This window comes from Stenotrophomonas sp. STEN035, from assembly GCF_056759935.1.
This window is the reverse complement of record NZ_JBRRDY010000057.1, coordinates 1-13,594: the sequence shown is the minus strand read 5'-3', so window position 1 is coordinate 13,594 and position 13,594 is coordinate 1. Positions and strand designations below refer to the sequence as shown.

The 13,594-nt window shown below is 64.2% G+C and carries 14 protein-coding genes and 1 other RNA gene; 3 read left to right on the top strand and 12 right to left on the bottom strand.

The genetic code is table 11. From position 1 onward, the window contains the following. Positions 1–111: 111 nt before the first annotated feature. The 5 genes from ACVOLL_RS19910 to ACVOLL_RS19890 form a co-directional block, all read right to left on the bottom strand. On the bottom strand, positions 112–594 hold the full coding sequence (locus ACVOLL_RS19910; protein ID WP_481514466.1) for an EVE domain-containing protein: 483 nt from the start codon (positions 592–594) through the stop codon (positions 112–114). Next, positions 591–1,178, bottom strand: coding sequence for a 5-formyltetrahydrofolate cyclo-ligase (locus tag ACVOLL_RS19905; RefSeq protein ID WP_481514465.1), 588 nt, complete (start codon positions 1,176–1,178; stop codon positions 591–593). Before ACVOLL_RS19905 ends, ACVOLL_RS19910 begins: the two co-directional genes overlap by 4 nt. A gap of 199 nt (positions 1,179–1,377) precedes the next feature. After that, positions 1,378–1,562, bottom strand: a non-coding RNA gene (gene ssrS / locus ACVOLL_RS19900) — 6S RNA. 85 nt (positions 1,563–1,647) lie between these two features. Then, complete coding sequence (locus ACVOLL_RS19895; RefSeq protein ID WP_481514464.1) at positions 1,648–1,947, bottom strand: cell division protein ZapA; 300 nt, start codon at positions 1,945–1,947, stop codon at positions 1,648–1,650. After that, positions 1,944–2,165 carry a TIGR02449 family protein gene (locus tag ACVOLL_RS19890; RefSeq protein ID WP_282273125.1) on the bottom strand — a complete coding sequence of 74 codons (222 nt, stop codon included), beginning with the start codon at positions 2,163–2,165 and terminating at the stop codon, positions 1,944–1,946. The genes ACVOLL_RS19895 and ACVOLL_RS19890 overlap by 4 nt, the downstream gene beginning before the upstream one ends. Positions 2,166–2,290: 125 nt before the next feature. Here ACVOLL_RS19890 and ACVOLL_RS19885 point away from each other — a divergent pair, with 125 nt between their 5' ends. Together ACVOLL_RS19885 and pepP are read left to right on the top strand one after the other, a co-directional pair. After that, positions 2,291–2,836: a YecA/YgfB family protein gene (locus tag ACVOLL_RS19885; RefSeq protein ID WP_481514463.1), complete on the top strand. Its 546-nt coding sequence runs from the start codon at positions 2,291–2,293 to the stop codon at positions 2,834–2,836. 8 nt (positions 2,837–2,844) lie between these two features. Beyond that, complete coding sequence (gene pepP / locus ACVOLL_RS19880) at positions 2,845–4,170, top strand: Xaa-Pro aminopeptidase (protein WP_481514462.1); 1,326 nt, start codon at positions 2,845–2,847, stop codon at positions 4,168–4,170. A 998-nt stretch (positions 4,171–5,168) separates the two neighbouring features. On the opposite strand, the gene pepQ is transcribed toward pepP, so the two are convergent. The 7 genes from pepQ to rph all read right to left on the bottom strand — a co-directional run bounded on the left by pepQ (position 5,169) and on the right by rph (position 12,442). Next, positions 5,169–6,497 (bottom strand): Xaa-Pro dipeptidase, encoded by a 1,329-nt coding sequence (gene pepQ, locus ACVOLL_RS19875; protein WP_481514467.1) that lies wholly within the window; start codon positions 6,495–6,497, stop codon positions 5,169–5,171. A gap of 82 nt (positions 6,498–6,579) precedes the next feature. Continuing rightward, positions 6,580–6,927 carry a PilZ domain-containing protein gene (locus tag ACVOLL_RS19870; RefSeq protein ID WP_481510329.1) on the bottom strand — a complete coding sequence of 116 codons (348 nt, stop codon included), beginning with the start codon at positions 6,925–6,927 and terminating at the stop codon, positions 6,580–6,582. Beyond that, on the bottom strand, positions 6,924–9,395 hold the full coding sequence (locus tag ACVOLL_RS19865) for a DUF1631 domain-containing protein (protein ID WP_481514461.1): 2,472 nt from the start codon (positions 9,393–9,395) through the stop codon (positions 6,924–6,926). Before ACVOLL_RS19865 ends, ACVOLL_RS19870 begins: the two co-directional genes overlap by 4 nt. 106 nt (positions 9,396–9,501) lie before the next feature. Continuing rightward, positions 9,502–10,719, bottom strand: coding sequence for a radical SAM family heme chaperone HemW (gene hemW / locus ACVOLL_RS19860; RefSeq protein WP_481514460.1), 1,218 nt, complete (start codon positions 10,717–10,719; stop codon positions 9,502–9,504). Between the two features lie 12 nt (positions 10,720–10,731). After that, positions 10,732–11,331 carry an RdgB/HAM1 family non-canonical purine NTP pyrophosphatase gene (rdgB, locus tag ACVOLL_RS19855; RefSeq protein WP_481514459.1) on the bottom strand — a complete coding sequence of 200 codons (600 nt, stop codon included), beginning with the start codon at positions 11,329–11,331 and terminating at the stop codon, positions 10,732–10,734. After that, a complete protein-coding gene (locus ACVOLL_RS19850; protein WP_313173487.1) occupies positions 11,328–11,717 on the bottom strand; it encodes a VOC family protein in 390 nt (129 codons plus the stop codon). The genes rdgB and ACVOLL_RS19850 overlap by 4 nt, the downstream gene beginning before the upstream one ends. Continuing rightward, positions 11,714–12,442, bottom strand: coding sequence for a ribonuclease PH (rph, locus tag ACVOLL_RS19845; RefSeq protein ID WP_481514458.1), 729 nt, complete (start codon positions 12,440–12,442; stop codon positions 11,714–11,716). Before rph ends, ACVOLL_RS19850 begins: the two co-directional genes overlap by 4 nt. A gap of 110 nt (positions 12,443–12,552) precedes the next feature. Between rph and ACVOLL_RS19840 the strand changes: the two genes are divergently transcribed. Beyond that, entirely contained in the window at positions 12,553–13,413 is an 861-nt protein-coding gene (locus ACVOLL_RS19840) for a YicC/YloC family endoribonuclease (protein WP_481514457.1), read from the top strand. Positions 13,414–13,594 lie beyond the last annotated feature (181 nt).

The following is a 13,594-nucleotide window of genomic DNA, read 5'->3' as shown; positions in this document are numbered from 1 at the left end:
GGGGCCGCCTGCTGCTCCAACAGTTGGTTGGGGCCCCGCCCCCCCCCCCGTCCCGGGGGGTAGCCCCCCCGTTCCGGCCGCGCGCCCTCCCCCCGCTCCCACAAGAGGGAATTATTTGGCTTTCTTTTCCAGCGACAGCAGCAGCTTCCACTGTGCGGCCGTAACCGGGAACACCGACAACCGGTTGCCCTTGGCGGTCAGCGGGAAACCTTCGCCCAGTTCCTCGGCATGCAGCTTGATCTCGTCCAGCGCGATCACCTGCGCCAGCTTGCGCTCGAAACCCACGTCCACCAGCATCCAGCGCGGCTGCTCGCGCGTGCTCTTGGGGTCGTAGTAATCGGATTCCGGGTCGAACTGGGTGTCGTCCGGGTAGGCCTCGCTGGCCACCGTGGCAATGCCGACGATGCCCGGCACCTTGGTATTGGAGTGGTAGAACAGGATGCCGTCGCCGACCTTCATGCCATCGCGCATGAAATTGCGCGCCTGGTAGTTGCGCACGCCGTTCCACGGTTCGGTGCCTACGCGCTGCAGGTCGTCGATGGAAAAGGCGTCCGGTTCGGACTTCATCAGCCAGTAGCGCTTGCGGGCGGTCATGCGTTCAACGGTTCCGGGTAGAGAGTGGCCTGCTCGGTACAGATGGCATCCACCGCCACATCCCAGTCCTCGACCGGCAATGACGGCACCTGCTGGGCGGAGAAACCTACCCCTACCAGCCACGGCGGCGCGGCCTGGCGCTGCCGAAATGCGAAGCTGCGATCATACCAGCCCCCCCCCATGCCCAGCCGCCGACCACCGTCATCAAAGCCCACCAGCGGGGCGACGACCAAGGCCATTTCTTCTGGCCGCAGCGCCTGCGCGGGGTCGACATCCGGTTCAGGAATGCCGTAACGGTTGCTGACCAGCGCCTGCCCGGGCCGCCAAGGGGCGAAGCGCAGCAGTTTGCCGTGCAGTACCGGCAGGCAATAGGTCTGCTGTGGCGGCAACTGCATCTGCCAGCGGTGCAGGGCGATCTCGCCATCCATCGCCCAGTAACCGGCGACATGACCACTGATCCCGGCAAAAGGCAGGGACAGTAGGTGCGTGGCCAGGGTTTCGGCAGCAGCGATGCGCTCGGCGGCGGGGATGTCGCGGCGGCGCTGGCGCAGTTGTTGGCGGAGGAGTTGGCGGGGATCGGTCATCTGCGAAGGTTGAGGCCTGGAAGCCCCTCTCCCGTTGGGAGAGGGGTTGGGGTGAGGGTAAGGGCGAAGCACTCGCGTAGCCAAGCTTCGTGGGGCTTTGCTCTTACCCTCATCCGCCCCTTCGGGGCACCTTCTCCCGCAGGGAGAAGGAAAAAAAGACAAAAAAGAACGGCGCCGTTAGGCGCCGTTCTGGAATATTGCATTCTCCGCGGTGACGATGCGTGCGAAACGACCTTGAACCCGGGGTTCAAGTGGGAACGCTGGGGGGCCATCGGGCTTCCCGCTACAAGGCGGACTTGCACACCCGGCTCCGTCGCGCCCCCGTGGTCGTAATTAAGGGACAAGGCGAATGTTTGCACACGCCGTCGTTCACAGCAGAGAACGCGTCGCCAGTATAACGAGGTTGCGCGGCTAGGTGCAGCCGTACTTCACGAATTGCGGATTCATCTGTCTGAGCTGGTCAGCTGGATCAACGCGCGTTGTCGATGGCCAGGTCCAGGCGCCGGTTCAACTCGTTCATCGCCGATTGAAAACGCTGCTGCTGGGCCAACTGCTCATCGCGCACCTGTTGCAACTCATGCGCAAGATTGAGCGCAGCCAACACCGCGATGCGGTCTACCGCCGCCATGCGGTTGCTGCCACGGATTTCGCGCATCTTGCCGTCGAGCACGCGTGCGGCTGCGGTGAGGCTTTCGCGCTCGCTGGGTTCCACGCCAACGGTGTACTCGCGGTCCAGGATATGGACGCTGACCGGTTCGTTGTTGCTCACGTGTGCTGCTCCAGCGACTTGAGGCGGGTGATCATGGCTTCCACCCGGGAGCGGGCCTGTTCGTTCTTGGTCAGCAACTGCGAGCGCTCGCTGATGAGCTGTTCCTGCTGCTGGCGCAGGCTGCGGTTTTCATCGCTCAGCCGCTGGTTGCGCTCAAGCAGCAGCTCGAGGCGGGAGGCGAGGGCCAGCAGCTGGCCAGCGGGGTCGAAGGAGTCCATGGATGGAACGATAGGCATGGCGATGAGGGCCGGTCAAGAAGGAGTATGCAGTGCGATTGGTACACTGTGCGGCCGTCGTCATCTTGCCGGTGTCGGCGTTCCTCTCCGCTTTACAGATCAGTGACATGACCGACCTTCCCTCCGTCAACGACATCCTCCAGGCCAGCCAGTCGCTGGGCCTGGCTGCTTCCCCGGCCGAACTGCATGGCGGACTATGCGGCTGGTTGGCCGCCGGTGGCGCCGATGTGCCTGCGTGGCCGGCCAAGGTGCTGGCCGACGACGGCTTGCCCACCCCGGAATCCGGCAGTGCGCTGGACCTGCTGCGCCAGGCCACGGTCGCGCAGCTGGAAGACCGCGACTTCGCCTTCGAACTGGTGCTGGTGGATGCCGCCGAGCCGCTGCAGGTGCGTACCGAGGCATTGTTTGAGTGGTGCCGGGCTTTCCTGGGTGGCTTCGGCCTGGCTTCGGGCAAGCGACCGGCGTTGAGCGAGGAAGGCGAAGAGGCATTGCAGGATCTGGCGCGTCTGGCGCAGGCCTCGATTGACGAGTTCGATAGCGCCGACGAAGACGAGGACGCCCTGTCCGAGATCGAAGAGTTCGTGCGTGTTGCTGCCTTGTTGTTGCACGGCGACTGCGTGATGGGCTCGCGTCATCGACAAAGCCTGAACTGAGGTAAACGATGAAGCTTCTGTCCGGGATCACCCCAGCCGAGTACGTCCGCCGCCGCCGCCAGTTGATGGAAGCGGCCGGCGATGACGCCATTCTGGTGCTGCCCGCGGCACCGGAGCGGGTGCGCAGCAACGATACGTTCTACCCGTACCGACAGGATTCGGACTTCTGGTACCTGAGCGGTTTCCAGGAGCCGGAGGCAGTGCTGGTACTGATCCCGGGGCGCAAGCACGGTGAGGCGATCCTGTTCTGCCGCGAGCGCGACCCCGACCGTGAAGCCTGGGACGGCCCGCGCGAAGGCCAGGATGGTGCGGTCTCGCATTACGGAATGGACGACGCCTATCCGATCGAAGACCTGGACGAAATCCTGCCGGGCCTGCTGGAAGGGCGTTCGCGGGTGTACTACCACTTTGGCCGCGACGCCGACTTCGACCTGAAGTTGATCGGCTGGGTGAACCGGGTGCGTTCGCAGGTGCGCAATGGTGCGCAGCCGCCGCATGAATTCCTTGAGCTTGGCCACCTGTTGCACGAGCAGCGCCTGTACAAGAGCGCGGATGAGATTGCCTTGATGCAGGCGGCAGCCGATATCAGTGTGCGTGCGCACCGTGCGGCGATGCGTGCGGCACGGGCGGGCATCCATGAGTACGAGTTGCAGGCGGAGCTGGAGCGTGAGTTCCGCGCCGCCGATGCGTGTTCTGCATACAACAGCATTGTTGGTGCTGGCGCGAATGCCTGCGTGTTGCATTACCGCGACAACAACAGCGGTAGCCGTGATGGTGATCTGGTGTTGATCGATGCGGGTGCGGAGTATCGCGGTTACGCCAGCGATATCACCCGGACCTTCCCGGTCAATGGCCGTTTCAGTGAGGAGCAGCGTGCGCTGCATGATCTTGTGTTGGCGGCGCAGGTGGCGGCGTTGGAGCAGGCGCAGCCGGGCATTGCCTACGAGGAAGGGCATCTTGCTGCGGTGGAGGTTTTGACCGAGGGCTTGTTGCGTCTGGGTCTGCTGAAGGGTGATCTGGAGGAGAACATTCTCGAGCGTCATTACCAGCGTTTCTACCGACACAAGACCGGTCATTGGCTGGGCATGGATGTGCACGATGTGGGCGATTACCGGGTAGCCGGCGAGTCGCGTCTGCTGGAGCCGGGCATGGTGTTCACGATCGAGCCGGGGCTGTACATCTCGCCGGACGATCGCAGTGTGGAGGCGCGTTGGCGCGGCATTGGTATCCGCATCGAGGACGATGTGTTGATCACCGAGGACGGTCACCGTGTGTTGACCGGTGCGCTGGAACGCAGCGCCGACGAGATCGAAGCCTTCATGGCCAAGCGCTGAGGTGCACGGCGTTCGGTTATAGCGGTTGGATTTTCTTCTGCATTTGCCTCTGCAGTTGCCCTCCCTTACGCAAAGCGTAGGGGAGGGTATGGGAGGGGGCAGTTGCTGTTGCTGTTGCTGTCGCTTCTGCAGTTGCAGTTGCTCCAAAGCTCTTGATCTACCGGGCCCCTTCCGCAGCGACGCAGCCGACGGACAAGACCCCGAATGGGGCGACGTGCAGGACGCACGTCGTTTTTCGACGATACATGGATGTATCGTCGAAAAATCCCGGCGGCGGAGTGGACCCGCGTCGCGCAGCGGCGTGGGCGCGGAGGCAGGGTGTGCTTTCTTTGGGCCACGTTTCTTTGCACAAGCAAAGAAAGGTGCGCTCGCGCCCCGAAGGGGAGCGAAAGCCTTTGCCTTAGCTCTTGTTCTTTAGCTTTAGCCACGGCCACGGCCACGGCCACGGCCACGATCAAGATCAAGATCAAGATCAAGATCAAGGGCTTTCTCTCCCCTTCGGGGAGCGAGTTACTTTTCTTTGCTTGTGCAAAGAAAAGATAACCAAAAGAAAGCACACCCTGCCTACGCGCCTTCCGCGCTGCGCGCTCCAGGTCCACTCCGCTGGCAGGATTTTTCGACGATACATCCATGTATCGTCGAAAAACGACGTGCATCCATGCACGTCGCCCCGTGCGGGGTCTTGTCTGCCAGCTCCGTCGCTGCGGAAGGGGCCCGTACGTCAAAGGCGCAGAGCAACAGCAACAGCAACAGCAAGTGCAAGTGCAAGTGCAAGTGCAAAGCAGCGGCACCCCTCCCTGACCCTCCCCTACGCTGCGCGTAAGGGAGGGGAAACAGCAACAGCAACAGCAACAGCAGCCAAAGCTTGATTGGCTGTGCCTCTTTTGAGGGGAAAAGGTTCTCGCGAAAGCGGATGCTGGTGCATCCGCTGTATCGCTCATCCCGGGCGCATTGCGCGCCCGGGGTTCAATCACAGGGCGACTGATGTCGCCCGTACATCACGCCTGCGCAGCAAATTCCGGACGGGTCAGGTTGTCCGCTTCGCCGTCGGTGCACAGCACCTCGTCTTCGATGCGGACGCCACCGTAAGGACGGAAGAAGTCCACGCGGTCCCAGTTGATGCTGGCGGCGTTGCCGGCCTTCTTCACTTCGTCCAGCAACATGTCGATGAAGTACAGGCCCGGCTCGATGGTCACCACCATGCCCGGTTCCAGTACGCGGGTCATGCGCAGATACGGATGGCCAGCCGGGCGTTCGACGCGGCCGCCGTCTTCGCTGGCCGCAAAGCCGGCCACATCGTGCACCTGCGCACCGATCAGATGGCCGATGCCGTGCGGGAAGAATGCAGCGCTCACACCGGTTGCCAAGGCAGCTTCGGGCGAAACCGTGATCACGCCGAAGTCCTTGAGGATGCCCATCAGCGACAGGTGTGCATCGATGTGCAGCTGCTTGTAGTCGAAGCCGGGGCGTACTGCCGCGCACATCTTCAACTGCGCGGCATCGACCGCATCAATGAAGGACTGGAACTCGTCGTGACCGGCCGCTGCATAGGTACGGGTGATGTCGCTGGCGTAACCATATGCCGAAGCGCCGGCGTCGATCAGGAAGCTGCGCAGCGGCTGCGGTGCCTGCTTGCCAAGGTCGGTGTAATGCAGCACGGCAGCGTGTTCGTTGAGGCCGATGATGTTGCCGTACGGCAGCTCATTGGCGTCCTGGCCGACGGCGCTGCAGTACGCCATGTGGATCTCGAACTCGCTGGCACCGGCACGGAACGCAGCTTCGGCGGCGCGGTGGCCGCGTACGCCCAGTACCTGGGCTTGGCGCATCAGCGCGATTTCGTACGGCGTCTTGTAGCCGCGGTGCCATTCCAGGTAATTGATCACCGCTGCCGGGTTGTTCGGCGCAAAACCGCCCAGTGCGCTCTGCGCCTCGCCGAGGATGGCGCAGCGGCTCGGGTCGGCTGGCAGCAGAGCGAGTGCTTCATCCGGCTTGCGGATGATGTGGATGTCGAAATGCTCCACCCACCAGCCGCTCGGCGCACCCGGGACCACGTGCCAGTAATCGAAGGGCTGGTAGAACACCAGGGTCGGGCGCTTGCCCGGGGTGTGGATCAGCCAGCTGTACGGCAGCTTGGTCAGTGGCAGCCAGGTCTTGAACTGAGGATTGACCGCGTATGGGTAATCGCGGTCGTCGAACACCTGGTAATGCTGGGTGCCGCTGGGAACCACCAGGTGATCGAAACCACCGCGCGCCAGCGCCGCGTCGGCGCGGCGGATCATCTGCCCAAGGTGGTGGGCGTACAGGCTGCCTGGATCTTGCTGGTTCATCGCGGTGGCTCGCTGGGACATGCGGAATGCAGGCCCCAATTTTGCCGCAATCAGCCGGCAGCTGCTGTGCCGTTTTCGGCACTCAGGCTGCGGGGATGCTGCCTTCGATCCACCGGACCAGACGCTCGCGATGGGTTTTATCCAGGGTCAGGAAGCGGAACCCTGCCCATGACTGCTCGGGCGCATGGGTGGGCTCGCACCACAATAGATGTACGCCAACGTCGATCTGCAGGTGGCCGCCACGGCCATCGGGGATCGGGAACTGCAACTGATACAGCGCGTCCTCGTGCATTGGCACGGAGGTGATCAACAGCATGCCGGTTTCGGATACGTTGCCGAGTCGGCCGATCTGGGTGCCGGTCATCTGGTCGCGTACCTGCACCAGTTCGGGTACCTGCAGGCGCGGTGCGCGGCGGGTATTGGTGATCATGCGGACTCCCCGCTGTTGGAGGCTTGGCCGGCGATCGAGCGCAGGGCGCGCACGGTGGCCTGCCATGCGCGGTCGATCAGACGGCCCTTGTCTTCGGTGACGATGCGCAGTTGGCCCTTGGCCATCAGCCGCGACATCGCGTCGAGTGAATTCTCCGAGACCTTCTGGCCACGCTGATTCACGAACAAGGCATTGCCGGTGATCAGGCTGTACCAGGACAGGCGCTGGCGGCGGTTGTCGCCTTGCTGGTTGACGGTGAATTCGAACCAGGTGCCAAACGGCAGGGTGCGCAGCTGGCGGTAATGCGTTTCCTCCTCCTCGGTACGGGCGGGCTCGACTTTCTTGCGGCGCTCTTCTTCTTCCGGCTCGCCAGCCTCGCCCAGGCGGCTGCGCGCCTTGAGCTTGGCAGTCAGCTCGGTGCGCGAGGTGATCTCATCCTCGCCGCCGGGCGTGGACAGCCGGCGTGAGATGGCTGCGGCTTCATCCTGGTGGTAGCCCACCTGCAGCAGCGATTGTTCGATCTCCTCGCCGAAGCTGACATCGGCCGGGCCACCGGGTGGTAGGCCGGTAATCTCGCTGATGCGGCGGGTGGTCTGCTCGCGTTGCTGCCATTCCTCCGAACCCTCGCCCTGACGCAGCAAGGTGAGGGTAAGTACATCGGCCCAGGCCTTGCGCAGCAGGGTCTGCACGAACTTTGGGGGTTCGGTGGTCTGGCACAGTTCGTCGATGGTGCTGTTGGCCAGTTGTTTGGCGGCTTCCAGGCGTTCCTTGCCGCGTGCGGCATCGATCTGGCGGCGCTCGGCCATCTCCGCACGGCGGGCCGCAGAGCGTAGATGGCCCTGGATGATGTCGTTGGCTTCGACGAAGACGGATTCGTCGCCCTGGTAATCGTTGACGACCTTGTTGACCGCATCCTTCAGCTTCAGCAACAGGACCGGATCGCTGTCTTCATCACTGAGCCAGACCGCGCCGGATTCGGCAACTGCATTGAGCAGTTCGCGTGCCGGGTGCTGGTCGCGCAGGAAGAACTCCTGATCGCTGATGGCGGCGCGTGCCAAAGGCACCTGCAGGCGTCGCAGCAGATCGGCGGCTGGGCCTTCGCTGCGCACTTCGCGCTGCAGCTCGGTATAGAGCATGCCCAGCAAGTCCATGGTGTCGCCGTCCTGCACCGACAGCGTCGCTGCGGGGCCGTGCTCGGCCTTGACCTGCGCCATCATCGCATTGCGAATGTCGGCCATGCTGTGGCGGCTGCCGGAGGACGATGCAGCAGCTTGCAGTTTGCCCAGCACATCCAGCGTGGTCTGGGTGGAGACGGGTTGGGCAGCAACGCCTGCGCTGTTGGCGTTGGCGGCAGTGAATGCAGTTGCACCGGCACCTGCTGTTGAACCTGTGGTGCCGTGCTGTGCCTGTGCCTGCAGGGCGGCAAAGTCGGGCATGCCACCAGTACCCGCCGATGCGCCTACAGCACGGTCGGCAGCTGCACCGCCAGTATTGCCACCGCCTGCGCCGGCACTCAACTTAAGTGCGTGGCGGGCGGCATCAAGCAGGCTGTGCAGGCTTTCCATGGGCGGCATTGCGCCGCTATTGGCGGGCATCTGCATCTGCATCGGTGCGGCGCTGGCCTGGGCTGGTGCCCCTGCGGGGCTGCCCAGCAGCTCATTGGAAATACTGGCCCACGATGCCGCCGGCGCCTGGCCTTGCCAGCTGGTCAGCGGGGTTGGGCCGGCATTGCGCGGCCCGCTGCCGCCAGCATCGGCGTGACCGCCCCCGGCGCCCGCGCCACGTGGGGCGGAGGGGCGGGGGAGATGCGGACGGTAAACCAGCCCTGGAAGCACGCCTTCGCGCTCCAGCAGGATGTTCAGTCGATCGACCAGTTCAGCATGGCGCGGCATGACCATGCGCTCGAATACCTGGAACAGCACCAGCTGGGCATCGAGGTTGAGCTGCATCTGCTCGCCGGCATCGCGCACTGCCCGGCACTGCGCGTAGGGGCCGACCGGCAGGCGCTCGGGATCAAATGCTGGTTGTGCGGCCAGTACCGCAAAGCGCTGCCCCAGCAACAGCAGTGGGCTGGGAGCGCGGAATGCTTCGCGTCGTGCCATTTCGTGCAGCACGATGTCGCGATCGATGTCGGTGTCTTCGACCAGCGTCATCGACTTGAATGTAGCTGCGTGCGCTTCCAGGTCGGGCTTGGGCGGATCCTTGAAGTTCGCTACTTGCGTGGCAAGTGCATCAAAGAACAGATCAGGGAGCTGTTCCATGTGTTCGCGCAGCACCCGTAGCTGGGCGTAGATGTCGGATTGAACCTGACTGTTGTGCGCCATCTCCGCGCGTTTGAACAAGGCGCGTTCCAGCTCGATGGCAGTCAGCTGCAGCGGCGTGCGCAGGACTTCATCGGTAGCGAGAAAGACGCTTTCCAATAAGTGACGTACGCGGGCAGATACCGGCGCGGTGGCGATCCTTGCCATGGATTGGCTGGCTGAGCGTGGTGCGGTGCCTGGCATCCTGTGTTCCTTCCCCCTGAATGGGCGTTTTCTATCATTTATGTGATGCAACGGCCACTTTTCGCAGGTCTTACGTCAGGAACAACTCCACCACATCATTGGTGAAGCGGCGACCAAGCTCGGTCGGAGTCCAGTATTCCCCGTTATGGGTGAGCCAGCCACGCTCCACCGCCATTGCCAGGGAGGGTAGAGGCACGCTTCGTGCCAAACCGGTACGCGATTCAAAATCGCGCAGGCTGAAACCCTCGTGCAGGCGCAGCAGATTGAGCATGTACTCGAACGGCAGCCGCTCGGGGCTGATCACGTCATCGCCGCCGATGCTGGCCAGGCTGCCGGCGGTGTCCATGAAGGTCTGCGGGTGCTTGTGCTTCCAGCGCCGCAGTACGTGCTGCTCGGCGCCGGAGCTGATCTTGCCATGGGCACCGGCGCCGATGCCCAGGTAGTCGCCAAAGCGCCAATAGTTGAGGTTGTGCTGGCATTGCCAACCGTCGCGGGCATAGGCGCTGACCTCGTACTGGCCATAGCCGCGTTCGGCAAGCAGGGCCTGGCAGTGCTCCTGGATGTCCCAGGCGCTGTCTTCGTCGGGAATGCCTTGCGGCGGCCGGGCGAAGAACACCGTATTCGGCTCCAGCGTCAGCTGGTAGTGCGAGATATGGGTGGGATCGAGGGCGAAGGCACGCTCGAGGTCGTATTCGGCCTGGGCCAGCGTCTGCTGCGGCAGCGCGTACATCAGGTCGATGTTGAAGTTCTTGTAGCCGGCGTCCTGCGCCAGTTTGACCGCGCGCTCGGCTTCATTGCTGTCGTGGATGCGCCCCAGGCGCTTGAGCGCTTCGTCGTTGAAGGTCTGGATGCCGAAGCTGATGCGGTTCACGCCGGCGGCACGGTAGCGATCAAAGCGGCCGTGTTCTGCGGTGCCCGGGTTGGTCTCCAGGGTGACCTCCAGATTCGGCGCAAAGCGCAGCCGCGCGCTGGCTGCCTGCAGGAAACGGTCGATCGCCTCCGGCGGGAACAGGCTGGGTGTGCCTCCGCCAAAGAACACGCTGCTGACCACGCGCCCCCAGACCAGCGGCAGGTCCTGGTCCAGATCGCGGATCAGCGCATCGATATAGGCATCGAACGGCAACTCGCCCTTGCCGGCATGCGAGTTGAAATCGCAGTATGGGCATTTGCGCACACACCACGGCAGGTGCACATACAGCGCCAGTGGCGGCGGTACCAGCTGCACGCCTGTCGGTACATCGCAGCCGCAGGCGTCATCGTGGGTGTGGAAGTGGGAGTGCGTGTTCATCAACGAGGTGTCTCAGCGTGCCAGTTGTGCCGACAACTGCTGGACCAGCAGCTGCAGAGCCTTGGCGCGATGACTGCGGCCGTTCTTCTGTGCAGGTTCCATCTGCGCAGCGGTCAGGCCCAGCTCTTCATCCAGGAACACCGGGTTGTAGCCGAAGCCATTGTTGCCGCGCAGCTCGTCGATGATGCGACCTTCCCAGCTGCCTTCGCAGATCAGCGGCTGCGGGTCGTTGGCGTGGCGCAGTAGCACGATCACCGCGTAGAAGCGCGCCGTGCGGCGTTCGGCCGGGACATCGCGCAGCGCATCAAGCAGCTTGGCGTTGTTGGCGGCATCATCGGTCGGGCTGCCGGCGTAGCGCGCGCTGTACAGGCCGGGCGCGCCGTCCAGTGCATCGACGATCAGGCCGGAGTCGTCGGCCAGTGCCGGCAGGCCGGTCACCGTGCAGGCATGGCGAGCCTTGATCAGCGCGTTCTCGACGAAGGTCAGGCCGGTTTCCGGCACATCGTCCACGCCCAGTTCGCGCTGCGGCACGATCTGCAGTGGCAGCTCGGCCAGCATGGCCTGCAGTTCTTTCAGCTTGCCGGCGTTGCCGCTGGCCAGTACCAGTTTCATTGCTTGGGCTCCAACAAGTCCCAGGTGTTGCCGTACAGGTCGCGGAACACCGCGACCGTGGCATAGGGTTCATCGCGCGGGGCTTCGAGGAATTCCACGCCCTGCGCGAGCATGGCCGCGTGGTCGCGATGGAAGTCATCGGTGTGCAGGAAGAAGCCAACGCGGCCACCGGTCTGGTTGCCGATGCGGCTGCGCTGCTCCTCGTCGCTGGCACGCGCCAACAGCAGCGCCGCGGCGCTGCCATCGGTCGGACCGACCACCACCCAGCGCTTGCGGCCCTGGTCCAGGTCCTCCAGCAGCTGGAAGCCGAGCTTGCCGGTGTACCAAGCGATGGCTTCGTCGTAATCGGCGACGACGAGGGTGACCAGGGCGAGGCGCCGGTTCATGCCTGCGCCAATGCCGCCTGCTGGGCGTCGAACAGCTCGCGGATGCCCTTTTCGGCCAGCACCAGCAGCGCGTCTAGTTCATCGCGGCGGAAGGCATGGCCTTCGGCCGTGCCCTGCAGCTCGATGAAGCCGCCGCCGTCGTTCATGACGATGTTCATGTCGGTATCGCAGTCGCTGTCTTCCGGGTAATCCAGGTCCAGCACCGGCTGGCCCTTGTAAACGCCAACCGACACGGCAGCTACCGCTCCGAACAACGGGTTGCGCTTGATCTCGCCGCGCTTCATCAGCAGGTTCACCGCGTCCACCAGGGCAACGTATGCGCCGGTGATGGCGGCGGTGCGGGTACCTCCGTCGGCCTGCAGCACGTCGCAGTCCAGGGTGATGGTGCGTTCGCCCAGTGCGTTGCGGTCGATGCAGGCACGCAGGGTGCGGCCGATCAGGCGCTGGATTTCCAGGGTGCGACCGCCCTGCTTGCCGCGTGCGGCTTCACGGTCGGAGCGGGTATGGGTGGAGCGCGGCAGCATGCCGTATTCGGCGGTGACCCAGCCTTCGCCCTTGCCACGCAGGAAGCCGGGGACCCGGTTCTCGACGCTGGCGGTGCACAGTACGCGGGTGTCGCCAAAGCTCACCAGCACCGAGCCTTCGGCATGGCGGGTGAAGGAACGCTCGATGGTGACGGTGCGCATCTGGTCGGCCTGGCGGCCGCTGGGACGGGAAAAGGTCATGGGGAATCCGGTTAGTACGAGGTGAACTGGCGGGCGTCTGGGTGGTGGATGCACCAGCGTCCAGAGGTGGCTAGGGTACCATTCGCCCTTTGAAACACATCGGAAAGCACATGATTCGGAGCATGACCGCCTATGCCGGCGGCGAACGCATCACCGCATGGGGCACCCTGGGCTGCGAACTGCGCTCGGTGAACCACCGGTTCCTGGAAGTGGGCGTGCGTCTGCCCGAGGACCTGCGTGCGCTGGAGCCGCAGCTGCGCGAGCGCATTGCCGCCCGGGTCAGCCGCGGCAAGCTCGATCTGGTGATGCGCCTGCGTGCGCCGGAAGCTGCCACCTCGCTGGCAGTCAACGAAGTGTTGGTGGATCAGCTGTCTGAATTGGCGCAGCGCCTGCAGGGGCGTTTCCCCGGGATGCAGGTGGGTTTCACCGACCTGCTGCAGTACCCCGGCGTGTTGCGTGCCGAGGCCACCGACAGTGCCGCCCTGCATGCCGAAGCGCTGGCCTTGCTGGAAGAGACCGTCACCAGCTTCGTGCAGGCGCGCGAGCGTGAAGGCGACAAGCTGGCCACGGCGATCAGCGAGCGGGTCGATTCGGTCGAGCGCATTGCCGGCGAAGTGCGTGAGCTGATCCCGGCCATCCGCGAAGGCCAGCGGGTCAAGCTGGCCGCACGCCTGGCCGACCTGCCGCACCCGGTTGATCCGGGCCGGGCGGAGCAGGAGCTGGTGATGTGGCTGCAGAAGCTCGACGTGGACGAGGAGCTGGACCGCTTGGACAGCCATATCGCGGAAATCCGCCGCGTGCTGCGCCAGCGCGAGCCGGTCGGCCGCCGCCTGGACTTCCTGCTGCAGGAGTTCAACCGCGAAGCCAACACCCTGGGCTCCAAGTCGGTGGACGCACGCACCTCCAACGCCGCCGTCGAGCTGAAAGTGCTGATCGACCAGATCCGCGAGCAGGTCCAGAACATCGAGTAAAGGGTAGTGCCGAGCCATGCTCGGCAGGAGCTTTCCCAGCAAAGCTGCCCTCACCCCTGCCCCTCTCCCGCACGCGGGAGAGGGGCTGAATCTGTAGTGCCGACGAAACAAAGGCCGAGGCCGTACCCGTAAAGACCAGCCCAGCAAAACAGGGCCCTAAAGCTGTTGCAGCCGCATAGCC

What these genes read in the sequence shown, in the direction of transcription:
- pepP (WP_481514462.1), top strand. Translation starts at nt 2,845, where the DNA reads ATGAAGCTTCTGTCCGGGATCACCCCAGCCGAGTACGTCCGCCGCCGC.
- ACVOLL_RS19870 (WP_481510329.1), bottom strand. Translation starts at nt 6,927, where the DNA reads ATGATCACCAATACCCGCCGCGCACCGCGCCTGCAGGTACCCGAACTG.
- ACVOLL_RS19840 (WP_481514457.1), top strand. Translation starts at nt 12,553, where the DNA reads ATGATTCGGAGCATGACCGCCTATGCCGGCGGCGAACGCATCACCGCA.
- hemW (WP_481514460.1), bottom strand. Translation starts at nt 10,719, where the DNA reads ATGAACACGCACTCCCACTTCCACACCCACGATGACGCCTGCGGCTGC.
- ACVOLL_RS19890 (WP_282273125.1), bottom strand. Translation starts at nt 2,165, where the DNA reads ATGGACTCCTTCGACCCCGCTGGCCAGCTGCTGGCCCTCGCCTCCCGC.
- rdgB (WP_481514459.1), bottom strand. Translation starts at nt 11,331, where the DNA reads ATGAAACTGGTACTGGCCAGCGGCAACGCCGGCAAGCTGAAAGAACTG.
- ACVOLL_RS19910 (WP_481514466.1), bottom strand. Translation starts at nt 594, where the DNA reads ATGACCGCCCGCAAGCGCTACTGGCTGATGAAGTCCGAACCGGACGCC.
- pepQ (WP_481514467.1), bottom strand. Translation starts at nt 6,497, where the DNA reads ATGAACCAGCAAGATCCAGGCAGCCTGTACGCCCACCACCTTGGGCAG.
- ACVOLL_RS19865 (WP_481514461.1), bottom strand. Translation starts at nt 9,395, where the DNA reads ATGGCAAGGATCGCCACCGCGCCGGTATCTGCCCGCGTACGTCACTTA.
- ACVOLL_RS19905 (WP_481514465.1), bottom strand. Translation starts at nt 1,178, where the DNA reads ATGACCGATCCCCGCCAACTCCTCCGCCAACAACTGCGCCAGCGCCGC.
- ACVOLL_RS19885 (WP_481514463.1), top strand. Translation starts at nt 2,291, where the DNA reads ATGACCGACCTTCCCTCCGTCAACGACATCCTCCAGGCCAGCCAGTCG.
- ACVOLL_RS19850 (WP_313173487.1), bottom strand. Translation starts at nt 11,717, where the DNA reads ATGAACCGGCGCCTCGCCCTGGTCACCCTCGTCGTCGCCGATTACGAC.
- rph (WP_481514458.1), bottom strand. Translation starts at nt 12,442, where the DNA reads ATGACCTTTTCCCGTCCCAGCGGCCGCCAGGCCGACCAGATGCGCACC.